The 23933-nt window shown below is 30.4% G+C and carries 25 protein-coding genes and 1 pseudogene; 18 read left to right on the top strand and 8 right to left on the bottom strand.

Translation table 11 applies throughout. The annotated features are described in order from the left end of the window. Positions 1–378, bottom strand: a pseudogene (locus IU405_RS04090) (hypothetical protein); the annotation flags it as partial. A 282-nt stretch (positions 379–660) separates the two neighbouring features. Next, positions 661–1101: a cation transporter gene (locus tag IU405_RS04085; RefSeq protein ID WP_197437329.1), complete on the bottom strand. Its 441-nt coding sequence runs from the start codon at positions 1099–1101 to the stop codon at positions 661–663. A gap of 94 nt (positions 1102–1195) precedes the next feature. Here IU405_RS04085 and IU405_RS04080 point away from each other — a divergent pair, with 94 nt between their 5' ends. Continuing rightward, positions 1196–2068, top strand: a complete 873-nt coding sequence (locus tag IU405_RS04080; RefSeq protein ID WP_197437328.1) for a DMT family transporter — start codon at positions 1196–1198, stop codon at positions 2066–2068. A gap of 361 nt (positions 2069–2429) precedes the next feature. Here IU405_RS04080 and IU405_RS04075 read toward each other — a convergent pair whose 3' ends face one another. Together IU405_RS04075 and IU405_RS04070 are read right to left on the bottom strand one after the other, a co-directional pair. After that, on the bottom strand, positions 2430–4478 hold the full coding sequence (locus IU405_RS04075) for a M16 family metallopeptidase (protein WP_197437327.1): 2049 nt from the start codon (positions 4476–4478) through the stop codon (positions 2430–2432). 21 nt (positions 4479–4499) lie between these two features. Next, positions 4500–5813, bottom strand: a complete 1314-nt coding sequence (locus IU405_RS04070; protein WP_197437326.1) for a M16 family metallopeptidase — start codon at positions 5811–5813, stop codon at positions 4500–4502. 267 nt (positions 5814–6080) lie between these two features. Here IU405_RS04070 and rplU point away from each other — a divergent pair, with 267 nt between their 5' ends. The 15 genes from rplU (at position 6081) to IU405_RS03995 (ending at position 18057) form a co-directional block, all read left to right on the top strand. Then, positions 6081–6566, top strand: a complete 486-nt coding sequence (rplU, locus tag IU405_RS04065; protein ID WP_197437325.1) for a 50S ribosomal protein L21 — start codon at positions 6081–6083, stop codon at positions 6564–6566. 27 nt (positions 6567–6593) lie between these two features. Next, the gene (gene rpmA, locus IU405_RS04060; RefSeq protein WP_197437324.1) at positions 6594–6854 is read left to right on the top strand and encodes a 50S ribosomal protein L27; all 261 of its coding nucleotides are present in this window, start codon (positions 6594–6596) and stop codon (positions 6852–6854) included. Between the two features lie 122 nt (positions 6855–6976). Beyond that, positions 6977–8896: a sensor histidine kinase gene (locus tag IU405_RS04055; RefSeq protein ID WP_197437323.1), complete on the top strand. Its 1920-nt coding sequence runs from the start codon at positions 6977–6979 to the stop codon at positions 8894–8896. Between the two features lie 63 nt (positions 8897–8959). Next, complete coding sequence (locus IU405_RS04050) at positions 8960–9682, top strand: LytR/AlgR family response regulator transcription factor (RefSeq protein WP_197437322.1); 723 nt, start codon at positions 8960–8962, stop codon at positions 9680–9682. 230 nt (positions 9683–9912) lie between these two features. Continuing rightward, positions 9913–11145, top strand: coding sequence for a 3-deoxy-D-manno-octulosonic acid transferase (locus tag IU405_RS04045; protein ID WP_197437321.1), 1233 nt, complete (start codon positions 9913–9915; stop codon positions 11143–11145). A 1-nt stretch (position 11146) separates the two neighbouring features. After that, on the top strand, positions 11147–11704 hold the full coding sequence (locus IU405_RS04040; protein ID WP_197437320.1) for a YeeE/YedE family protein: 558 nt from the start codon (positions 11147–11149) through the stop codon (positions 11702–11704). A gap of 3 nt (positions 11705–11707) precedes the next feature. Continuing rightward, complete coding sequence (locus IU405_RS04035) at positions 11708–12121, top strand: DUF6691 family protein (protein ID WP_197437319.1); 414 nt, start codon at positions 11708–11710, stop codon at positions 12119–12121. Continuing rightward, the gene (moaA, locus tag IU405_RS04030) at positions 12121–13113 is read left to right on the top strand and encodes a GTP 3',8-cyclase MoaA (protein ID WP_197437318.1); all 993 of its coding nucleotides are present in this window, start codon (positions 12121–12123) and stop codon (positions 13111–13113) included. Before IU405_RS04035 ends, moaA begins: the two co-directional genes overlap by 1 nt. 77 nt (positions 13114–13190) lie before the next feature. Then, the gene (locus IU405_RS04025; RefSeq protein ID WP_197437317.1) at positions 13191–13433 is read left to right on the top strand and encodes a type II toxin-antitoxin system ParD family antitoxin; all 243 of its coding nucleotides are present in this window, start codon (positions 13191–13193) and stop codon (positions 13431–13433) included. After that, entirely contained in the window at positions 13423–13713 is a 291-nt protein-coding gene (locus IU405_RS04020) for a type II toxin-antitoxin system RelE/ParE family toxin (RefSeq protein ID WP_197437316.1), read from the top strand. Before IU405_RS04025 ends, IU405_RS04020 begins: the two co-directional genes overlap by 11 nt. Then, on the top strand, positions 13714–14898 hold the full coding sequence (locus IU405_RS04015; RefSeq protein WP_197437315.1) for a molybdopterin molybdotransferase MoeA: 1185 nt from the start codon (positions 13714–13716) through the stop codon (positions 14896–14898). A 28-nt stretch (positions 14899–14926) separates the two neighbouring features. After that, the gene (locus IU405_RS04010; protein WP_197437314.1) at positions 14927–15274 is read left to right on the top strand and encodes a four helix bundle protein; all 348 of its coding nucleotides are present in this window, start codon (positions 14927–14929) and stop codon (positions 15272–15274) included. Positions 15275–15316: 42 nt separating this feature from the next. Continuing rightward, positions 15317–15793, top strand: coding sequence for a cyclic pyranopterin monophosphate synthase MoaC (moaC, locus tag IU405_RS04005; protein WP_197437313.1), 477 nt, complete (start codon positions 15317–15319; stop codon positions 15791–15793). Then, positions 15786–16898 carry an NTP transferase domain-containing protein gene (locus tag IU405_RS04000; RefSeq protein WP_197437312.1) on the top strand — a complete coding sequence of 371 codons (1113 nt, stop codon included), beginning with the start codon at positions 15786–15788 and terminating at the stop codon, positions 16896–16898. The genes moaC and IU405_RS04000 overlap by 8 nt, the downstream gene beginning before the upstream one ends. A gap of 82 nt (positions 16899–16980) precedes the next feature. Continuing rightward, positions 16981–18057 (top strand): HesA/MoeB/ThiF family protein, encoded by a 1077-nt coding sequence (locus IU405_RS03995; protein ID WP_197437311.1) that lies wholly within the window; start codon positions 16981–16983, stop codon positions 18055–18057. 146 nt (positions 18058–18203) lie between these two features. Here IU405_RS03995 and gldD read toward each other — a convergent pair whose 3' ends face one another. From gldD to mutY, 4 genes are read right to left on the bottom strand one after another with little or no spacing between them, the layout of a single operon-like run. Then, positions 18204–18764 carry a gliding motility lipoprotein GldD gene (gldD, locus tag IU405_RS03990; RefSeq protein ID WP_197437310.1) on the bottom strand — a complete coding sequence of 187 codons (561 nt, stop codon included), beginning with the start codon at positions 18762–18764 and terminating at the stop codon, positions 18204–18206. Then, on the bottom strand, positions 18757–20085 hold the full coding sequence (locus IU405_RS03985; protein WP_197437309.1) for a gliding motility-associated protein GldE: 1329 nt from the start codon (positions 20083–20085) through the stop codon (positions 18757–18759). The genes gldD and IU405_RS03985 overlap by 8 nt, the downstream gene beginning before the upstream one ends. Before the next feature lie 19 nt (positions 20086–20104). Next, positions 20105–20536 (bottom strand): single-stranded DNA-binding protein, encoded by a 432-nt coding sequence (locus IU405_RS03980; protein WP_197437308.1) that lies wholly within the window; start codon positions 20534–20536, stop codon positions 20105–20107. A 42-nt stretch (positions 20537–20578) separates the two neighbouring features. Then, a complete protein-coding gene (mutY, locus tag IU405_RS03975; protein ID WP_197437307.1) occupies positions 20579–21622 on the bottom strand; it encodes an A/G-specific adenine glycosylase in 1044 nt (347 codons plus the stop codon). 130 nt (positions 21623–21752) lie between these two features. On the opposite strand from mutY, the gene IU405_RS03970 reads away from it, so the two are divergent. After that, the gene (locus IU405_RS03970; protein ID WP_105046479.1) at positions 21753–22043 is read left to right on the top strand and encodes an HU family DNA-binding protein; all 291 of its coding nucleotides are present in this window, start codon (positions 21753–21755) and stop codon (positions 22041–22043) included. Positions 22044–22337: 294 nt separating this feature from the next. Next, the gene (locus tag IU405_RS03965) at positions 22338–23897 is read left to right on the top strand and encodes an Rne/Rng family ribonuclease (RefSeq protein ID WP_197437306.1); all 1560 of its coding nucleotides are present in this window, start codon (positions 22338–22340) and stop codon (positions 23895–23897) included. The last annotated feature ends 36 nt before the right edge of the window (positions 23898–23933 follow it).

Genomic DNA, 23933 nt, shown 5'->3' with positions numbered 1-23933 from the left:
TCCTAAAATGATAACTCCACCCCAAAGACCGTTTAAGTCTAAGTCATGACCAGGAGCAACATACACACCAGCAGCAACGTTTGCAGCTGTTAAGGGATCAGCAGCAGCAGTAAAAACGATAGGTAAAGCAGCAGTTCCGTTTGCCATTAATTTAGCACCTTTAGCAATCACTAAAGCAGAAGCATCAACTGGGTCAGATTTAAAAGCAGCTTTGATAACTGTTCCAGGTTGAATCGTTAAAGTTGCATTATTATTCACAACAACTTTTCCGTCAATGTTTACATCCCCAGACCAATTTGTATCTGTGGTTATAAATGTAACTTGACTAAATGCTATTGAACTAGCAAATAAAACACATAAAAGTAAAATTTTTTTCATAATTAAGTTTATATAGTTAATATAATGAATTGCAAAATTAGTTTAGCAATCATTTTTTTTGGTTAAGTGATTATTAAGTATTCAAGCTGTATGTTAATATATTGTAAAGTGAAAAATATGTAATGAATTAGATAATATTATAGAAAAAAAACAGGAAAATATTTCAATGAACAAATCAAGTACAATAAAACTTTAAAGCCTTTTTAGGTAATTTTTTTAATAAAAAAAACCGTCTCAAATTTAGAATTGAGACGGCTTCTATTTTTAAGTTTTTATTGAACTTTAACTTTTTTTATCAGCACAACAAGCCATTTTACAATCTTTTTTACATTCCATTTTTGTGGCGGTTTTGTTGTCACATTCTTTTTCGCACTTTTCAGTACATGAATGATTTTCTTTTTTATGGATAGAAGCTTTGTACAAATCTCCTCCTGCAATGCCATCAACAAAAGCAATTAAGTCTTTTTCCGAAGTTTTATTTGAATCAAATTCGATGGTGGCAATGCTATCTGCAAAAACAACTTTGGCATCTAAAACACCTTCTTTTTTTGATAATTTTGATTGAATGGTTTTTGCACAACCAATTTCGCAAGTCATTCCTGAAATAGCCAATGAAACTTGCGCTTTTTCAACAGGCAACTCAACTTTTGCTGCTTCTTTTTTACATGAAACCATGAATAAACAGGCAACTGCAATACTGAAAATTATTTTTTTTGTGTTCATAAGATTTTCTGATTAAATTATGTTGCAAATTTATAAATTATAATACAGCTCTTTACAGAAATTATTAGAATTTTGCAGTCGCAATTTTTTCTTTATGAATTTACAACAACGAAAATGGTTGTTTCTTGTTTTACTTACTTTAGTTTGGGGTAGCTCCTATATTTTAATTAAAAAAGCATTATTGGGTTTTGAGCCTATAACTTTGAGTGCTTTACGAATTACAACTTCTTCTATTTTATTATTGATGATTGGTTTTTCTAGCTTGAAAAAAATCAAGAAAAATCAATGGAAGTATATCTTTTACACCGCTTTTTTAGGAACTTTTTTTCCTGTTTTTTTATTTTCGTTTGCGGTTCAAGAAATTGATAGTGCTATTGCTTCCATGTTGAATTCTTTTACGCCTTTCAATACGTTTATCATTGGAATAGTAGTTTTTGGATTTGGTTTCAAGAAAAAGCAATTTATAGGTATTTTATTTGGTTTGATTGGAACTTCTATCCTTATTTTAAAAGGGGCAGATATGAATCCGAATCAAAATTATTGGTTTTCATTATTGGCTATTTTGGCAACCTTTGGATATGCTATGAATGTAAATATTTTAAAAAAACATCTTTCGGATTTAGATGCTTTGGCAATCATCACAGGAAATTTTTTGATGATGTTACCACCTGCAATTGCAGTCCTTTATTTTTCAGGATTTTTTAGCACTTTTTCAGGAAATCAAATGCAAATGGATTCTATATTCTATGTAGTAATTCTCGCAATTTTCGGAACAGGAATTGCCAAAGTGTTATACACCAAATTGGTTCAAATTTCAACACCTGTTTTTGCTTCTTCTGTTACCTATTTAATGCCTTTAGTAGCCATTTTCTGGGGATTTTTAGATGGTGAAAAACTGAGTATTCTACAACTATTTGCAGGATTTATCATTATGTTTGGAGTGTATTTGGTGAATAGGGCTAGGTAATAAGAATCGAGAAAAAAGAGAAAAGAAGCAAGAAAAAAGAGAAAAGAAGCAAGAATAAACAAATTTAAATTAACCCGTTGAGTCAAATTATTTTATTGGATAATAAAATAGATTTTTTTTGCCACGAATTCACCAATTTTAAGGATTTCATCACAATAATTGTTTTCATCTTTGATGAAAATTTAAATTTATAGGATTCATATTTATAAAAAATCCGTGAATTCGTGGCAAATTTATTTCAAAACTCAATTACACCAACAGGTTTAAATTAATAAAAATAGTCATAAAAAAAGAGTCAAAACAAAACGTCTTGACTCTTTTTTCTTTTCTCTTTATTCTAAAATCTATTTTCTAAATTGATTTATTTAAAATCAGCATCAGAAACACCTTCATTTACTTTGATTTCTTTGATTTCAAAATTCAAATCCATAGGACCCATTTTTTGACCAATTGAGAATGGGAATTTTATGCCATTTACTTCTTTATAATCTCCAAAGTTTGTTGGAACTTCTACTTCTTTTCCATCTGGAGTTTTTACTTTTTTCACTTCTTTTACTTTCAACCAAGTTGTCATGTCGTAAAAAATTTCAGTGTCTTTGAATTTTAAAACGATGGCATTTTTTCCCTCTAAAGGTTCAATTCTTACCAAAGTTCCTGCAGTGTAATTCAAATCATTGAAAATGGAATTTGCTGCTTTTGCTTCTGCAATTTGTTCAGCTGTCATATCCATTTTTTGACCACGTCCTTCTGCATAGCCTTTTTCGCCATCAAAAACTGATTTTTGAGCCACATTTCCCATCACACTAATTACTTGTGAAGTTTTGTTTGGTAAAGAAGCTTTCATTGTCATTACTAATGGAGTTCCTTGAATAGTTGCATTTGCAGTCATCATGGTGGTTTTCACAGCCATCACTTTGTCTTTTCCGCCAATAGCATTCAAGTAATTGTTTACTACTTTTTCAGCAGTCATTCCATCAGGAATTGGCAATGTCATTGCAGGTTTTTCTGTTGGATTTCCTTCTTTGTCAAAATATTTGATGACATAATCGGTATTTTCCAAGTTTTTCAACACATCAATTCCTTTTCCAGTAATGATAATTCTGGCTTTATCTCCTTGAAAATATTTGATGGCTGCATTTTGAATATCATCCAACGTAACTGCATTTATTTTTTCAAGATAGGTTTCGTAAAAATCTTTTGGCAAATTGTATCTAGCCATGTTCAATGCAAAACCTGCTACTGTTGCTGGTTTTTGAACATCCATCACAAAACCACCAATGTATTCTTCTTTTACGTTTTTCAAATCTTCTTCAGATACTTTTTTGTATCTAATGGTATTGATTTCTCTCATCAATTCCACTACTGAACTGTCAGTTACCATATTTCTTACGCTTGTTGAAGCTCTAAAACTTCCTGCATATTTACTTTGTCTTACACCTGAATATGCTCCATAAGTATATCCTTTGTCCTCACGTAAATTTTGAAACAATCTGGCAGTTCCTCCACCACCTAAAATTTGATTTGCCAATACTGCAGCAAAATAATCTTTATCTCCTAGTTGTAAGTTGATATTATTAATCACAGCAATTTCTGATTGAACTGCGTTTGGCATATCAATAAAATTGATTTCTGTTGTTGGAACATTTTTTGGAGTTGGCAAAGTATACGTAGGAATTGTTCCTGGCTGCCAATCTGCAAATAATGAATTGATTAGTTTTTTTATTTCTTTGGTTTCAAAATCTCCGACAATTACTAAATACGCATTGTTTGGTTTGTAAAAATCGTTGTAATTTTTCACAACATCTTCCAAAGTGATTTTGTTCACACTTTCTTTAGAGGTAAATTCTCCATAAGGATGGTCTTTTCCGTACGTCAATAAATCTTCTACACGTCTTGCAATGGAAGTAACATTTTTCTCATTGTTTTTAAGATTGTCTAAAATGATTTTTTGTTCTTTTTCAAATTCTTCTTGTGTAAAAGTGGAGTTTTTTACGCCATCAGCCATCAATCCTAAAATCTCTGGAAAATATCTTTTTAATGACGAAGCAAATGCACCTGAACTAAAAAACGAAACATTTGCACCATAATAATCTACTTTTTCATTAAAAGCATCTTTGGTGATATTTTTAGTTCCTCTTCCAAGCAATCCTCCCATCATAGAAGAAAGTCCTGCTTTTTCTCCTTCAAAATAAGGGTCATTATCAATCGTTAAGTTTGCAGAAACTCTTGGTAATTTATGGTTTTCTACCATAATTACTTTTAAGCCATTTTTTAGCGTAAAAGTTTCAGCTTTTCCTAATTTTATTTTGGGAGAAGGTCCTGGTTCAGGTTGTTTACTTCTGTCTATTTGTGCATTTCCAGCAAAAGACAGGAGTAGTAAAGTGACTAAAGTTATAATTCTTGTTTTCATATGATATAATGTCTTTTGATGTTATTTTTTTTCTGGAAGATATTCTAAAATTAATCGTTGATTTGGATTTAGATATTTTTTTGCTACCTCTCTCATTTCTTCTCTTGTGATAGATCTATAAATATCAATTTCTGTATTGATCAAATTTGCATCTCCAAATAACACATGGTATGTGGCTAATGAACTTGCAATTCCTTCAACACTTGAATTAGAACTTACAAAGTTATTTTCGAATTGATTTTGTAGTTTTTCATAATCTTTTTCAGAAATTAAATCTGTTTGAATTTTTACAACTTCTTCATCAATTTCTTTGATTAAATCTTCCAATTTATTTTCACCTTGAGGCAATCCATATAAAACGTAAGTTCCATAATCTTCTTGACTCAAATTAATAGCACCTACTTGCAATGCCATTTTTTTGTCATCTACTATTTTTTTATACAAAACAGAACTTCTTCCTGTGCTTAAATAAGAAGAAATCATATCCAAAACTCTAGAATCTCTTGTTTTCATTGAGGGAGTTCTATAAGCTGTAATGATTGCTGGAATTTGAATATTTGGGTCGTAAGCAGTAGCTTTTATTGGCTCAGTAATTGGATCTTCTTTTGGGAAATCTCTTTTAATTTCTTCCCCTTTTGGAATAGAACCAAAATAAGAGTCAATCATTTTCTTAGCCTCATTCATATTAATATCACCAGCAACCACAAGTGTAGCATTATTAGGGACATAATATTTTTTGTTAAATGCTAAAAACTCTTCTAAAGTAGCTGCATCTAAATGCTCCATTTTACCAATGGTAGTTCCTTTATAAGGGTGTCTTTTAAACATGTTCAATTTCACATTTTCTAAAAAACGAGAATAAGGTTGGTTATCAACACGCAATCTTTTTTCTTCTTTTACTACTTCATTTTGAGTATTTACACCCTCTTGACCTATGATGGGATGCAATAATCTTTCAGATTCCATCCACAATCCCAATTCAATTTTATTTGATGGGAAAATTTCATAATAATAGGTTCTATCGTCATCAGTGGTAGCATTATTTCTACCACCATTAGAAGAAACAATTTTAAACCATTCTCCTTTTTTGATATTTTTTGTTCCTTCAAACAATAAATGTTCGAAAAAATGCGCCATTCCAGTTCTATCTGGTTGTTCATCTTTTGCGCCAACATGATACATTACTGATGTTACTACTACAGGAGCAGAATTGTCTTGATGCAAAATGACATGCATACCATTGTCTAATTTATATTCTTCAAATTCAACCTTTTGAGCTGTTGAAGAAATCGCTACTAAAAACACCGTAAAAAGTGTTACAATCCTTTTTTTCATTGATAGATATTTAGTTAATAAAAGTTTCAGTTTAATTTGACGCAAAAAAACAGGCATTGTTACATAAAAATCGCGCTGTTTATAGTTTTTTCAAAAATAGTAAACGATATATAAATAAACGAATGTAAATGGAATTTTTATTTGGTTCAGTATCTGTAAATTAATTTTAGAAATCTGTTGATAAAATTAAAAAAAGAACTATATTTGCACCCGCATTTTCACGAAGTAAATGCAAACAAACAAGTATTAATACGCAAAACAAATAGTATGTACGCAATCGTAGAGATAGCAGGGCAGCAGTTTAAAGTAGCAAAAGACCAAAAAGTGTACGTTCATCGTTTACAAGCAGAAGAAGGTTCAAAAGTAACTTTTGACAACGTTCTTTTATTAGACAACAATGGATCAGTAACAATTGGCGCCCCAGCTATAGAAGGAGCTTCAGTAACAGCTCAAGTTTTAAGTCACTTAAAAGGTGATAAAGTAATCGTCTTCAAAAAGAAAAGAAGAAAAGGTTATCAAAAGAAAAACGGACACAGACAGTATTTAAGCGAGATTCGTATTGAATCTATTGCTGCTACTGGTGCAACAAAATCAGCAAAAGCAGCAGCTCCAAAAGCCGAAGCTATAAAAACAGCTACTGTAGATTACAGCGCAATGACTGTTGCTGAATTAAGAGAAGTGGCAAAAGAGAAAGGTATTGAAGAATACAGCTCTTTGAAAAAAGCTGAATTGATTGAAGCGTTAACTAAATAAGAAACACAATTTTAAAACCATAAAGTCATGGCACATAAAAAAGGAGTAGGTAGTTCGAAAAACGGTAGAGAATCAGAATCGAAACGTCTAGGTGTAAAAATATTTGGAGGACAAGCTGCAATTGCAGGTAATATTATTGTTCGTCAAAGAGGAACAACTCACAATCCAGGTGATAATGTATATATGGGAAAAGACCATACTTTACACGCTAAAATTGATGGTGTTGTTGAGTTCAGAAAGAAAAGAGATAACAAATCGTATGTTTCTATAACTCCATTTGAAGCTTAAAAAATCTTTTTAACACTATAAAAAAAGCTCAAACATTTATGTTTGAGCTTTTTTTATTTTAATTTTTTTTTAACTTGTTTCTATCAATTGTTTTCTTATTTTTAGGAATCAAAAAATCAACTATGAAAACTTTTTTCAGCATCGTTTTATTTTTTATTTCTTTTTCTATAGTTTGTCAACAAAAGGAATTTTCTCAAGAAGAGATTAGAACTAAAATTGAAGAATTTATTTTATTAAAAGAATTGGATTCAGCTTCGTATTTTCTGAAAAATTTAGAAAAATCTGAATACAAATCAATTCTTGAAAAAGTTTCCAAAAACAAAGAACTTTCCTACAAAGAATACAATACCTTATTTTTAAATTTAAGAAATAGGACTTCTATAAAATATGAACGTATTTCAAATTTTATTGATGAAACAGTAAAAATTCCTGAAAAAAAACAGTTTGATGAGTCCTTTTTTAGAATCAAATGTGACCAAATTTATAGTCTTAGAGATGATGTTAGTATAGAAAAAGCTTCTGAAAAACATAGAGAATTAGAAAAATATCTGTCTAATTTCAATGAAAAAGACATTACAATTCAAAAGGCAACATTACGATTGCAAACACATCCTATTGTTTTGAATTTAATTGAAAGAAATCTAGATGCTGGAAAAAAATTAGTATTAGACTGCTTAGCGAAAGCAAAAGAATTAAAAGATATAGAACTTCAAATCATGTTTTTATATCATCTAACAGACTTTTTAGTTTTAGAAGGTAAACTTCAAGAATATATTGATATTTCCGAAGAAAGTTTAGCGCTTGAAAATCAACTTCAAAAACATACACCTTATTATCATGCCATTTTACAACATTTAATAGATGCCTATATTTTTAAGGGTGGTAATACTGAAAAAGTTTTACAGTATATTGATGAGTTGTATAACGACCCAACTTATATGATTCAAACCTATGCTTTGTATCTAAAACTACTTGGAAAGCCAGATACAGATACTGTAATTAGAGAAGAAGTTTTAAAAAAGTTTGAAGTAAAAGACGTTAAAGAATTGGTTGAAAAGTTTCAAATTCTTGGAAAAGATTTAAATTCTAATGACTTTTATAAACTATTATTTGAGGGTTCTAAAGCGTTGGTAAATAACGATTTTTTAAAAGAAGCTCTAGAAATTAAAGACCAATCTATTGCGCTTACAAGAAAAATTTACTCTCAAGATTTGTCACAATCTTTAGCGGATTTTAAAGTGGAACAGGTAGAAAAAACCAAGCAGCAAGAAATTGAAAATGAACAAGAGAAAAACAAATTATTTAGTTTGATTTTGATTCTTGTAGGTGTATTTCTCATCATAAGTTTATTGATTATTCGAAAAATTTCAAAGCAATCAAAAGAGCTTGCTCATAAAAATGAAATAATAAATGAAACTTTAAAAGAAAAGGAATTATTAGTAAAAGAGGTACATCACCGAGTAAAAAATAATTTTCAAATAGTAGCAAGTTTATTAGAACTGCAAACTCAAGGAATTTCAGATGAAAAAGCACTTGAACTTGTCAATGAAGGAAAAAATAGGGTAAAATCGATGGCATTAATTCATCAAAAATTGTATCAAAACGATACAGGTTTGATTGATTTTAATGAATATTTAAGAATGTTAACCAGAGAATTATCAATAGCTTACAAGCAAAAAAACAATGTTGAAACCACAATTGATGCAGTAAATATGTTTTTTGAAGTTGATACAGCAATACCATTAGGATTGATTATCAATGAAATAATCACAAATGCATACAAATATGCATTTCATAATGAAAAAGAAAACAAACTTTCGATTTCAATTCATAAAGAATCAGAACATTATAAACTGATAATTCAAGACAATGGAAAAGGGATTTCAGAAGATTTTGATATTAAAAATGCAAAAAGTTTGGGACTACTCCTTGTAAATAGACTGGTAAAACAGTTGCATGGAACTCTAAAACAATTGAATCAAAATGGCGCAAAATTCGAAATCACATTCAAAGACAATTATGCTAGAAGCCTAGTACAATAAATTTAGAAAAAAATAACGCAAACTTTGAAATCTTTTTATACATTGTGAGGGCAATAAAATAAGATGGAAAAAGTAAAAATATTGGTTGTAGAAGATGAAATTATCATTGCAGATAGTATTTGCAATGCCTTGAATGAATTGGGATATCATGCTTTAGAACCTGCCATAAATTTTACGGAGGCAATTGAAACAATTGAATCTGAAAGACCAGATATTGCTATTTTAGATATTCATCTTTCTGGAAAAAAATCAGGAATTGATTTGGCAAAAAAAATCAGAGAAAGTTATCATTTTCCATTTATTTTTCTCACTTCCAATGCAGATTCTTTTACAATCAATCAAGCAAAAGAAGTAAAACCTCCTGCCTATTTGATCAAACCTTTTTCAAAGGAAGAACTATACAGTTCAATTGAAATTGCATTGCATAATTTTTCTACAAAATCAGGAGATTTAATGGATGAAAACTTGATTATTAAAGAGGCAATTTTCATAAAAAATAAAGGATTTTTTACGAAAGTTTCATTTAATGATATTTTATATTTGAAAAGTGACCACGTTTATGTAGAAATAATTCTTCAAAACCAACAAAAACATGTTGTAAGAACGAGTTTGAATGATATTTTGAACAAACTAAATACTAATTTTATAAGAGTTCATAGAGGATTTGTCATTAATGTCGCTTTTTTAAGCCAGATAAATAGCAATTCTGTGAAAATTATTGATGAAGAAATTCCTATTGGAAAAAAGTTTAGAGAAGACCTTATAAACCGTATAAATTTAATTTAAGAACACAAAATCAATCATTTAGAACATTTTAAATTTATTTTTTGTAAAATGCTTTACCTTTAATGTGTTTAGTGAAAATCTTAGACAATTTTTCGGGGGAACAATATGTCTCTAGATCAACTAAAAAAAATTTAGCCATCCTTTTTGGGTGGCTTTTTTTATTCATAAATTAATTACTTGTTTTTAAGTTCTATATTTTTTACTGCTATCAATTTTGTACTTTTACCTTCATGAAGTTTTTGTACAATTTTTTAGTTTTCATTGTCTCATCAATTTTGCCAATAATAGCGCTTTTTAATAGAAAAATAAAGCTTTTTATTAATGGAAGAAAACAAACATTTCTCAAAATTGAAGCATTAAAAAATGAAGAAACTATTTGGTTTCATGTGGCTTCTTTGGGCGAATTTGAGCAAGCGCGTCCAATTATTGAGGAACTAAAATCAAATTTCAAACAGTATAAAATATTGGTTACTTTTTTTTCTCCTTCAGGATATGAAGTTCGAAAAAACTATGATTTGGCTGATGTTGTTTGTTATTTACCTTTAGATTCAAATGCGAATGCTGAAAGATTTATAAAAAATATCCATCTCAAATTTGCCATTTTTGTGAAATATGAATTTTGGCCAAATTTTTTAAATGAATTATATAAAAACCAAATTCCAACGATTTTAGTTTCTGGAATTTTTAGAAAAAATCAATTGTTTTTCCAGTTTTATGGTGGTTATATGCGCAATTCTTTAAAAGCTTTTCATCACTTTTTTCTGCAGGATGAAAATTCTAAAAAATTATTAGAAAGCATTGATTTTAAAAATAGTTCCGTTGTTGGAGACACCCGTTTTGATAGAGTTTCAAGAATTTTGAATCAAGATAATTCACTCGATTTTATTGATGAGTTTAAAAATAATCAATACACCATTGTGGCAGGAAGCACTTGGAAAGAGGATGAAGAGCTATTAGTTAATTATATCAATAACATTGCTTTAGATGATGAAAAAATGATTATAGCTCCACACAATATTCAAAATGAAGCTATTGTAGCATTGAAAAAATCAATCCATAAAAAAACGGTTTTGTTTTCAGAAAAAGAAGGAAAAAACATGGCTGAATATCAAGTTTTGATTGTTGATACCATTGGAATTTTAACCAAAATTTATGCTGCTGCAAATGTGGCTTATGTTGGAGGAGGTCTTAAAACGGGTTTGCACAATATTTTAGAACCAGCAACTTTTGGAATTCCTGTGGTGATTGGAAATAAATTTGACAAATTTAAAGAAGCTGTAGATTTGGTAAATCTGAAAGGGTGCATTTCTATTTGCAATCAAAACGAATTTTCGAGTATTTTTACAAAACTGAAAAAGGAAGAAGATTTTAGAAAATCGACTGGAAATATCAATAAAAAATACATTCAAGAACATTTGGGAGCAACCCAAAAAATTATGAATTATCTAAAAACACAACTATAATATGGATTTTATTTTTGAACCTTTTGCATGGTTTGTTGGTGGACCTTTGATTGCAATCTCATTGGTTTTATACTTTTATTTTGGGAAAAATTTTGGAACTTCAACTGATTTTGAAACACTTTGTACCTTAGCAGGCGCAGGAAAATTTTCTGATTATTTCAAAAAAGATTGGAAAGAAAGAGATTTTGGACTGATGTTCGCAATTGGACTGGTCATTGGCGGAATTATCGCTTCTCATTTTTTAATTCCTGATCAAACAGTTGCATTGAATCCAAAAACAATTCAAGAATTGACAGATATTGGTTTTACAAATGTGGCGAATCAATATTTTCCGGACGAAATTTTTAGCAACGAAGCCGTTTTTTCCTTAAAAGGATTTTTGATTTTAGTAGTCTCAGGTTTGTTGATTGGTTTTGGAACACGTTATGCAGGAGGTTGCACTTCTGGTCATGCAATTACAGGTTTAAGTAGTTTGCAATTTCCATCATTATTGGCAGTTATCGGATTTTTTATTGGTGGTATTATTGCTGCTTGGTTCATCATTCCCACAATTTTTTAAGTTATGAAAAATATTAAATTTTTACTTTTAGGAATCTTTTTTGCGATTGTTTTAAGCAAATCTCAAGCAATTTCATGGTTTCGTTTTTATGAAATGTTTCGTTTTCAATCATTTCACATGTTTGGAATTATTGGAAGTGCTATTGTAATTTCTGCCGTTTTTATGCAATTATTCAAACGCGGAATTATCAAAGATATTCATGGAAATCTCATCAAACCAAAACAAAAGGAAAAAGGTTTTGTAAGAACATTGGTTGGAGGTACTTTTTTTGGAATTGGTTGGGGGATTTCAGGTGCTTGTGCAGGACCCATTTTTGTAATTTTAGGTTTCAAATTTTTACCTGCGTTGATTTTATTACTATCCGCTTTATTAGGTGCATTTATCTATGGTTTGCTCAGTAAAAAATTGCCTAATTGATGAATTCTTTAATTGATTCTTTTGGTCGTCAAATTGACTATGTGCGTTTGGCAGTCACAGACCGTTGCAATTTGCGTTGTCAATATTGCATGCCTGCGCACGGAATTGACATTGTTCCAAAAGATGAATTACTGACTTTTGATGAAATGACGCGTTTAATTCGTGTTTTGTCAGAATTGGGCGTTAAAAAAGTACGTTTAACTGGAGGAGAACCTTTCGTAAGAAAAGATTTTATCCAGTTTTTAGAGATGCTTTCTTTCAATGATTTGCTGCAAGAAATCAACATTACTACGAATGGCGCATTGATTTCCGAACATATTTCAAAGATTGAAACACTGAAAAAAGTGAAAACTATCAATTTGAGTATTGATAGTTTACAGAGAGAAAAATTTGCCAAAATCACAAGAAGAGATGTCTTTCCAGAAGTGTTTAAAACCTTTGAATTGCTTGAAAAAAGTAGTTTACAATTAAAGTTGAATGTCGTTGTTCAATCAGGTTTTAATACAGATGAAATCAATGATTTTGTGAGATTAACTAAAGACAAAAATGTAGCAGTTCGTTTCATTGAGGAAATGCCTTTCAACGGAAAAGGTCAGCGTGAAATGAATAAAAATTGGACGTTTCCAAAAATTTTAAATGAAATAAAAAGGGAGTTTGAAGTGACTGAAATTCAGTCTGAAAAATCATCCACCTCTAGAAATTATAAAATCGAAAATCACATAGGTTCAGTAGGAATTATTCCTGCTTTTACAAGAACAATTTGTAGTGATTGCAACCGAATTCGAATCACATCAAAAGGCACTTTTAAAAATTGTTTGTTTGATGATGGTGTTTTTAATTTGCTTGATTTTATAAGAAATGGCGCAAGTGATGAAGATGTAAAAACGCTTTTTTTATCTCTTGTAAAAGAAAAACCTGAAAACGGATTTATTGCAGAAGCCAATAGAAAAAAAGGAAGTGTTTCTGAAAGTATGAGTACAATTGGAGGGTAAAATATTTTTGGGGTTATTTTTAATTTTATAGTTTCTTGTGGTGCAAATATTCACTATATTGCATCAAATTATTTTATATGGAAACAATTAGAAAATCAATTACGTTTACTCAGCAGCAAAATGAATGGATTCGTCTTCAAATTGAAATTGGGAATTTTACAAACGATAGTGAATACATTAGAGATTTAGTAAGAAAAGACCAATTTGAGAATCAGAAATTGTTGGAACTTCAAAAGGCAATTGATCAAGGATTCTCAAGTGGAGTTTCTCCCTATTCAATTTCGGAATTGATTCAAAAAGTTGATAAAGGTGAATTATAAATTATCGTCTGCAGCTTCAAATGATTTAGTTGGAATATATAAATTTGGCATACATTTTTTTGGAATAAAACAGGCAAAAGAATATTTATTTGCATTGGAATTATTTCTTGATGAATTGTCAAAAAGAACCGAGTTGGCGAGAGACGCTAGTATGTTTGCGAAAAGCTTAAATTATTATCGATTTAAATCACATGTCATTTTTTATGTTTTTGATTCAGATAACCAAATTTTTATTATTAGAATTTTAGGAAAAAGAATGGATTTTATTCAGCATTTATAAATGATTTCATTTAAGGAAGCTTTACAAATAGTTAAAAATTCAGCACAAGATTTTGGTGTTGATGAAATTCCTTTTTTAAAATCTTCTGGAAGAATTTTGAAAGAATCGATTTTCGCAGATCGCGATTTTCCACCTTTCAATAGAGTTACTATGGATGGAATTGCCATTGATGTTACCTCATTTCAAAACGGACAAAGAACCTATAAAATAGAAGGAATTCAACCTGCTGGAAGTGAGCAAATTTCGTTGAAAAATCCTGAAAATTGTATTGAAGTGATGACTGGAGCTGTATTGCCAAAAAATACTTCTGCAGTTATTAGATATGAAGATATTACTATCAAAAATGGAATTGCGATCATAAATATTGATGCGATTTACGACCGACAAAATATTCACGAACAAGGAAAAGATGAGCAAAAAGGAACTGAACTAATTGCAAAAAACACCTTAATTGGCGCTGCAGAAATTGGCGTTTTTGCAACTGTTGGAAAGTCGTTTGTAAAAGTAGCAAAACATCCCAAAGTGATGATTATTTCTACTGGAGATGAATTGGTTGCTGTTGACGAAATTCCATTAGCGCATCAAATCAGAAAAAGCAATGTTTTTACCTTGGTTTCATTACTTGAAAAATTACATATTTCATCAGAAACAAGTCACATTTTGGATGATAAAGTCGTTTTAAAATCAACAATCAAAGCATATTTAGAAACTTATGATGTGTTGCTTTTTAGTGGCGCAGTTAGCAAAGGAAAATTTGATTTTTTACCAGAAGTTTTCAGTGAATTAGGAGTCAAAAAATTATTTCATGAAGTGTCTCAAAAACCAGGAAAACCCTTCTTTTTTGGAAAAACTGAAAAATGTACAGTATTTGGATTTCCAGGAAATCCAGTTTCAACTTTTGTGAATTGTTTGGTGTATTTTTATCCTTGGTTTTACAAATCTGTAGGGTCGAAAATGGAAGAAAAAACAGCTATTTTATCAGAAAATGTGATTTTTAAACCGAATTTAACGTATTTTTTACCCATAAAAATACACTATAGATTTGGGCATTTGATTGCAACTCCCATAAACGCAAATGGTTCTGGAGATTTATCAAGTTTGCTAAAAGCAGACGGTTTTATGCAATTGCCAAATGATACAACTGAGTTTAAAAAAGGAGAAAGTTTTAAAGTTTTGAGTTTTTAGTGTTAAGTTTTAAGTAAATAAAGTTATCATGAAAGAGAGTATTGTTCAAAAAAAGAGTTTTCAATTTTCGTTACATATTATTTCACTTTATAAAGATTTACAAATTGAAAAGGAGTTTATAGTTTCAAGACAACTTTTAAGATCAGGAACTTCAATTGGGGCAAATATTGAGGAAGCATTAGCAGGACAAAGTAAAAAAGATTTTGCAGCAAAAATGGCAATATCATCCAAAGAGGCTAGAGAAATAAAATATTGGTTAAGACTTTTAAAAGAAAGCGAACTTACACTGTTATATGTAAATTCTCTGATTTTAGAAATAGATGAATTGATAAAAATTTTAACTTCTATTGTGAAAACTTCACAAAAAAAAAATTAATGACTCTAAAACTTAAAACTAAAGATTAAAAACTTAAAACTTATGCCTGATTTTTCACATATAAATACTTCTGGAAATCCAAAAATGGTCAATGTTTCTGAGAAACAAATAACTCAAAGAACAGCGATTGCAAAAGCAAAAATATTTTTAGGAAAAGAAGTGATTTCACATTTCACAAATAATGAACTTGTCACCAAAAAAGGGCCTGTTTTTCAAACTTCGATTATTGCAGGAATCCAGGCAGTGAAAAAAACTTCAGAATTGATTCCAATGTGTCATCCTTTAATGATCAATGGCGTTGATATTGACATACAAATTTTGGATGATGATCATGCAGAAGTGACGTGCAAAGTGAGTATTGAAGGGAAAACAGGTGTTGAAATGGAGGCTTTAACTGGCGCAAGTGTTACCTGTTTAACGATGTATGACATGTGTAAAAGTATCAGTCAAAAAATGCTCATTCAAGAAATAAAGTTGATGGAAAAAACAGGTGGAAAATCGGATATCAAAAATGGATAAGCATCAAAAACATACAAACTTAACTAGGAAAAATAACGATAATTACGCTCCAAATGAAATTGCTATTTTAGGAACAAATTGCGCTATTATTTCAACTCTAGTTCAGCAGATTTCTGAAAAATTATCCAACTATCAATTGGGGTATTTTGATGCTTCTCATGCCAAAAATGAAAACCCAAATTTGCTATCCACATTCACTTTTCATCAGGAAGGAAATGTGCAAATCAACTCTTCAAAAGCCGTAAATCCGTATCAACAAAAAGTGGATTTTGCGCAATTTGATTTGGTTTTTATCAATGGAAATCATTTTGAAGGAGCCAAACAAATCTTGATGTTGGATGAAGAAAAGGAAGCTTCTGTTCTCAAAAGACTCTATCAATTACAAGATATTCAATTTGTAATAAAATTGAAAACTGACATCGAATTTTTTCCTTTTTTGATGGAGAAATATCCGAAAATTCAAGAATTACAATGCTATTCAATGGATGAAATTGACAAAATTTCACATCACATTCAGCAGTTAATTCAGCAAAGAATTCCTCCAATTAAAGGGTTGGTTTTGATTGGCGGAAAAAGTGTCAGAATGGGAAAAGACAAATCGTTGCTCGAATTTCATGGAAAACCACAAAAAGAAGTTGCCAAAGAGTTGCTTGAAAACAACAATATTGAAACGTATTTCTCTGTGGGAAATTCATCAGCAAAAATCAATGAAATTTCAGACACTTTTTTGAATTTAGGACCTTTTGGAGGCATTTGTTCAGCATTCCAAAAAGATCCAAATTCGGCTTGGTTTGTGTTGGCAACAGACGTTCCTTTTGTGAATGATGAACTGATTAAATGGTTGCTTCAAAAAAGGAATCCATCAAAAGTGGCAACTGCCATCAAAGGAAAAAACAAGGAATTTATGGAGCCTTTGATTACCATTTATGAACCAAAAGCATATCCAATTTTGTTGCAATATTTAGCTCAAGGATATTCTTGCCCTCGAAAAATGCTCATCAATAATGATGTTGAGATTGTAGAAGTTGATGATGATTTGATTCGAAATATCAATACTCCTGAAGAGTTTGAATTGGCAAAAGCATCAATCATACATAAAATTTAAAACAAAAAATGGATTTCTTAATCGCCTAAAAAGGCTCCTTTCGAATTTACAAAAAAAGATACTGAAACAAGTTCAGCAAAAAATGAAACCAACCAAAAACCAACTATTCAAACGTCAAATCACTTTATCAGAAATTGGTGAAGTTGGGCAAGAAAAATTACAAAACGCTTCTGTTTTAATAGTTGGTTGTGGAGGTTTGGGAAGTGCTATTGCAGTATATTTGGCTTCAAGTGGCATTGGAAAAATTCATTTGATTGATTTTGATACTGTTGATATCAGCAATTTACACAGACAAGTTTTTTATAATTTATCAGATATTGGCAAACCAAAAGCAGCTGTTTTGGCGTCTTTTATCAAAGAAAGAGCGCCTTTTACAGAAGTGATTTTTTACAACAAAGCTGTTACAAAAGAGACCGTTTTTGACTTGATTTCAACAATTGATGTTGTGGTTGATGGCACAGATTCTTTGCTTACAAAATACCTTTTAAATGACGCTTGTGTATTGAAAAACAAACCATTAGTGTATGGTTCTTTGTATAAATTTGATGGTTACGTAGCGAGTTTTAATCTGCCACAACAAGATGCATTTTCTGCAAATTTAAGAGATGCTTTTCCAATCATGACCACTGATATTCCCAATTGTGAAACTGCAGGAACTTTGAATGCGATTGTTGGAATCATTGCAACACTTCAAGTGAATGAAGTGTTGAAAATCATCACCGAAATTGGAAAACCGCTTCAAAATGAATTATTGATTTACAATTCGCTGAACAATTCACAGTTAAAAATGAAATTAACTTCGAATTTTACAAAAGAAAAAATTCAAGAAATCTTTGATTCAGAAAGCTATTTTGATGAGAATTGTGAAGTTCAAAATGTAAATTGGTTGATTTCGTCTGCTGAATTAAAAGAAAAATTATTGGATGATAATTTGGAGATAATTGCTGTTTTACCCAATTTGAAATTGCCTTTTCAAGTGCATCAAACCATTCCAATTCAAGAATTTGATGTCGCTAAAATTGATATTGATAAGACTAAAACCTATATCATGGTTTGTCAAAAAGGATTGAACAGTTATAAAGCAACTTCCGTTTTAAAAAGCCATTTTCCTGATTTGAAAGTGTTTAGTTTGGCTGGTGGAATTGAAAATTATCAATAATCTATCTCTTTTTCTCTTTGTGCCTTCTTTGTGGCTTCTTTGTGCTTTTTGTGTTATAGCTATTTTACAAAGTTTCTCAAAGAAGACACAAAAAACACAAAGTAAAAATGTTTAAAATTTAAAATAAACGTTCTATTAAATCAACTTTATTTCTTCCATTCCAACGTTTCAATCAATTGTAAAATATCTTTTTTGATATAATCAACAGCTGGTAAAATGGAATCATAATTGGGTTTTGCATAGAAATACAAAGCTCCTTTTATAAAATGATGGGTGCTATCTGTCAAATGAAATTGAAGGTTAGAAGCCGCATTTCCAGTGATTTCATACATACTTCCAAAAACTCTTTTTTCATAGTTTAGAAAATCTTTTGGGATGATTTGTTCTGCTTTTACGGCATGTTTGAAAACCAATTTTTCAGCATCAATCAACAATGCTTCCAAATTATTTTTAATAGGTTTGTACGTTATGTCAACAGACGCTTTCAGGTTTGGGTATTGAATTTTTAACCAATTATTTGCTTCGTCTATAATAAGTGTATTCTCTTGAATATCAAAATAATAGGGTCTTTCAAGTGTCAAATTTTCATACTTTTTTTTAGGGTATTCAAGACTTAAATACGCTTTTGGTTTTGGTAAAAAATCGGAATTACAAGAAGAAAGAGAAAAGAGAAAAGAAAAAAGAATAAAGAAAAAAGAATTACGCATTTCTGGTAGCTTTAATTTGTTTGATGCGTTTTTTATCCAACGCTTCTATGGTAAACGTATAATTCTTGAAAATTATTTTCTCTCCTTTTTTTGGGAATTTTCCGGAAATTTCTAAAATAAATCCTGCCAAAGTTTCGCTTTCGCCTTTTTCTCGTTCAAAAATATCTTCATCTTCGTCATCCAAAACTCTACAAAAATCCTTGATAGTCGTTTTTCCTTCAAAGATATAATTGTGTTCATCAATTTTTGAATACGACAAATCTTCATCATCAAATTCGTCATTGATATCACCTACAATTTCCTCAATAACATCCTCTAAAGTTACCAAACCACAAGTGCCTCCATATTCATCTACTACAATTGCCAAGTGATTTTTACGTCCTCTAAAATCGTCCAATAAATCGTCTAATTTTTTATTTTCAGGCACAAAAAATGCAGCTCTTACCAAATTTTGCCATTTAAAACTGGTTTTATTCAAATGCGCCAACAAATCTTTGGCGTATAAAACCCCTATAATAGTATCGATATTGTCCTTGTAAACCGGATTTCTAGAGTAGCCTTTTTCAAGAATTTTTTTCAAAACCTCTTCAAATGGTTCATCAACAGAAATGGCAAAAATATCGATTCTTGGCGTCATGATTTGCACAGTCTCTGTGTTTCCAAAATTGACAATTCCCTCTAAAATTTTTTGTTCTTCTTTGGTGGTTGCGCCTTCTGAAGTCAATTCTAATGCTTGCGAAAGTGTTTCTACATTGAAATGAGAGTTCATGTTTCCCAAGTTTTTTTCGATAAATTTTGTAAGCCAAATCAATGGCATGCTAAAAGGTGTCAAAATTGTATTGATAAAATTGATGAATTTTGACATTTTTCTGGAGAAAAAAAGTGCATTTCTTGAGGCATAAATTTTTGGCAACACTTCTCCAAATAACAAAATCAAAAAGGTAACTAGAATTACTTCAATCAAAAAACGAATGGGAATTTGAAAGTAGAAAAGATTTAGTTGGTAATCAAAATCGCCAAATAAATTTTCAGCTAAAGTGGCAAATAAAAGGACAATTAAAATATTGATAAAATTATTGGCAATTAAAACTGTTGCTAATAATTTCCTGGGTCTTTCTAATAATTTTACAACAATGTTTTCTCCTTTTGCTTGATTTGATAAAATATTCAAATCAGTTTGAGAAAGAGAGAAAAAAGCGACTTCAGTTCCAGAAATTAGCGCGGAAGCAATTAATAAAAAAATCAGCGCAATTGCGTTGATAACAATCAATAAATTGAAGCTTGAAAATAGTAATAATAAAGGTTCAGGATCTGGATCCAAGGGTTGAAATTTTCGTTAATTAAAATGGTAAATCGTCATTTTCTTCAGTATGACTGGTGTTTATAACTGAGGAAGGTTGACTATTTTTTGGACTGTTTGAGTTGCTTTCCGTATTTTTTTTGTTGGATAACATCGTTAAATCTGTAACATGAATTTCGGTTGCATAACGTTTGATGCCATCTTGTTCCCATTGACGATTTTTCAATTTTCCTTCCAAATACACTTTGTCACCTTTCACCAAATATTTTTCGCAAATTTCAGCTAATTTATTTTTTACAACCACATTATGCCAATCAGTATTGGTGATTTTTTCTCCAGTTTGTTTGCTTACATACGTTTCGCTAGTTGCCAATGGAAAACGTCCTATAGAATCGCCACCATCAAAATAGTGCATTTTCACTTCGTCACCTAAATTTCCAATAAGAATTACTTTATTGATTGTTCCTGCCATAGCATTCAAAAATTAATGAATCAAAAGTACTAAAAATATCCATTACTTTTTCAATTGAAATTGTGCTAAAAAATTTGCAATCAATACTGGAACAGGGAAATTTTGAACTAATTTCCAAGGAATTTCAGCGTTTTTGTTTGAGGTAGTTTCCACAATCCAAAAATGAGTGTGTAAATGTTGATGAGATAATTTGTGAATGATTTCTTTAGGATTGAACAAAGAAATGGTGGTTTCTTCTGGAAATAAATCCGTAAATTCTTTGGATGAAATAAGTTCTTCTTTTTGGATTATTGAATCAGTTTCTATCAATGGAAATTGATACAAACCTTGCCAAATTCCTTTATCATTTCTTTGTGTCAAAACAGTTTTGTCATCCTCCGTTTTGATTACTAGATAATTGAAATAACGATTTTTTACTTTGATTTTTTTTTCTTTTACAGGCAATTCTTTTATCAGATTTTTTTGAAGTGCCACACAACTTTCAGAAAACGGACATTCCTCACACAAGGGATTTTGAGGTTTGCAGACGATTGCGCCAAAATCCATAATGGCTTGATTGAAGGTTCCTGGTTGATTTTTATCAATCAAATTTTGTGCTAATTCTTTAAACTCTTTGATTCCTGATGATGAATTAATGGGTGTTTGAATGCCAAAATATCTTGCCAAAACTCTGTAAACATTTCCATCAACCACTGCAGTTGGTTCATCAAAACAAATTGAAGCGATTGCAGATGCTGTATAATCTCCAATTCCTTTTAAAGTGATAATTTCTTTGAAGGTGGAAGGAAATTTACCATTCAATTCATTGGTGATATATTTTGCGGTAAAATGTAAATTTCTTGCACGAGAATAGTATCCCAAACCTTGCCACATTTTTAAAACTTCGGTTTCTGAAGCATTTGCCAAGTCAGAAACTGTTGGATAATTTTCGGTAAATTTCAAGTAATAGTTCATTCCTTGTGCAACACGAGTTTGTTGCAACATTATTTCGGAAAGCCAAATAAAATAAGGGTTTTTGGTTTTTCGCCAAGGCAATTCACGATTGTTTTTTAGGTACCAAACAATCAAAATTTCAGAAAAAATCATTTATAAAAAATTGGTCTGTAAAATTACAGTTTAAAATTCAGATAATTTTAAGGGTTTATTTTTTTGGAATAGATTAATTATCATATATTTGCATCCGCATTTTTGAAATTAAATTAATAAAAATAGAATCATGACGAAAGCAGATATCGTATCGAAAATTTCAGACAAATCAGGAATTGAAAAAACAGACGTTTTAAACGTAGTAGAATCTTTTATGGCTGAAGTTAAAGGTGCATTAGAACAAGGGGACAATGTATATTTAAGAGGTTTTGGTAGTTTTATCATCAAAACTAGAGCAGAAAAAACAGGTAGAAATATCTCAAAGAACACTACTATCAAAATTCCAGCTCACAATATTCCATCTTTTAAACCAGCAAAAACGTTTACTGAAGGAGTGAAAAACAAAGTTGTAGTAAAATAATTAAATACAAATCAAAACCTATTTTCTAGGTTTTAAACAAAACAGCAAGCAATTATGCCAAGTGGTAAAAAAAGAAAGAGATCAAAAATCTCAACACACAAAAGAAAAAAGAGAGCAAGAGCAAATAGACATAAGAAGAAAAAGTAAGCTTTGGCTTACTTTTTCGTTTATAGTTTAGCGAAAAGCAAAAAGTTCATTGACATCGAGGTTCTGAAAAACCTCAAATGGTATTATAAATACCTGACAATATTAATCCATCTGCACTGCAAAGTGTAGAGTTAAATCCAGTTCAGTATGAAAACAGAATTAATCATTCGTTCAAATTCATCTGATATTGATTTTGCCTTATTAAGAGATGGAAAACTTATTGAATTGAATAATGAAACAACTGGAAACAAATTTTCTGTAGGCGATATTTTTTTAGCCAAAATTGGAAAAGTGTTGACAGGTTTAAATGCAGCCTTCGTAAATGTAGGATTTCCAAAAGATGGATTTTTACATTACCATGATTTAGGCCCGCAAGTAAACTCATTAAATTCGTTCATTAAGAAAGTAAGCACAGGTAAGTATAAAGAATTCACTTTTAAAAATTTCCAATATCAGGAAGACATCAACAAAGACGGTAGTATTAGCGATGTTTTAAAGACAGGACAAAATTTATTAGTACAAATTGTAAAAGAACCTATTTCAACCAAAGGTCCAAGACTCAGTTCTGAGTTGTCTATTGCAGGCAGGTATTTGGTGTTAGTTCCCTTTTCAAATCGAGTTTCTGTTTCTCAGAAAATCGAAGATCCAGAAGAGAAAGAGCGTTTAAAAAGATTGGCAAAAAGCATCAAACCAAAAGGTTTTGGTGTTATTTTAAGAACTGTTGCAGAAGGAAAAAAAGTAGCAGAATTAGACAAAGACTTGCAAAATTCATTAGAACGTTGGAAAACAATGTGCAAACGAATTGCAAACACAACCACACCAACCAAAATTTTAAGCGAACTCAACAGAGCATCTTCAATTCTTAGAGATGTAATGAACGAATCTTTTACAAACATTGTAACCAATGACGAAACTCTTTACATTGAAATTAAAGAGTATTTACAAGAAATTTATCCTGAAAAAGAAAAAATCGTGACGCTACACAATTCACAAGTGCCAATTTTTGAAAAATATGGCATTGAAAGACAAATCAAAACCTCATTTGGCAAAACTGTTTCAATGAGTAAAGGTGCTTATCTAGTGATAGAGCACACAGAAGCGTTACATGTTATTGATGTTAACAGCGGAAATCGTTCCAACAAAGCAGGTTCTCAAGAAGAAACAGCATTAGAAGTAAATTTAATTGCAGCCTCTGAAATAGCACGTCAGTTACAATTGCGTGATATGGGAGGAATTATTGTAGTTGATTTTATTGATATGCACAATGCTGATAATAGAAATAAATTGTATCAGCACTTAAAAGAGGCCATGTCTTTTGACAGAACAAAACACAAAATTTTACCACCAAGTAAATTTGGATTGGTACAAATTACAAGACAAAGGGTAAGACCTGAATTGAGTATTAAAACTACCGAAACTGATCCAAATGGAAATGGACAACAAGTAGAAGCTCCCATTATTTTGTTAGACAAAATAGAAGCAGATTTAGAGAAATATCTCTACAATTTGAAAAGCGAAAAATCAACCAATAAGAAGATTCAATTACACATTCATCCTTTTATTGCAGCTTATCTAACAAAAGGAGTAAATTCTATCCGTTTTAAATGGTATTTAAAACACAAAAAGTGGATTTCAATTATACCTAGAGATGCTTACACATACTTACATTATGAATTTATTTCTGAAGAAGAAAAATCTGTAGTGTAAAAAGGCAATAATTTTTTATCAAAAAAACCCATAATT

Origin of the sequence: Polaribacter sp. BAL334 (assembly GCF_015767435.1) — a bacterium.
Taxonomy (GTDB): domain Bacteria; phylum Bacteroidota; class Bacteroidia; order Flavobacteriales; family Flavobacteriaceae; genus Polaribacter.
This window is presented reverse-complemented; position numbering and strand designations above follow the sequence as displayed.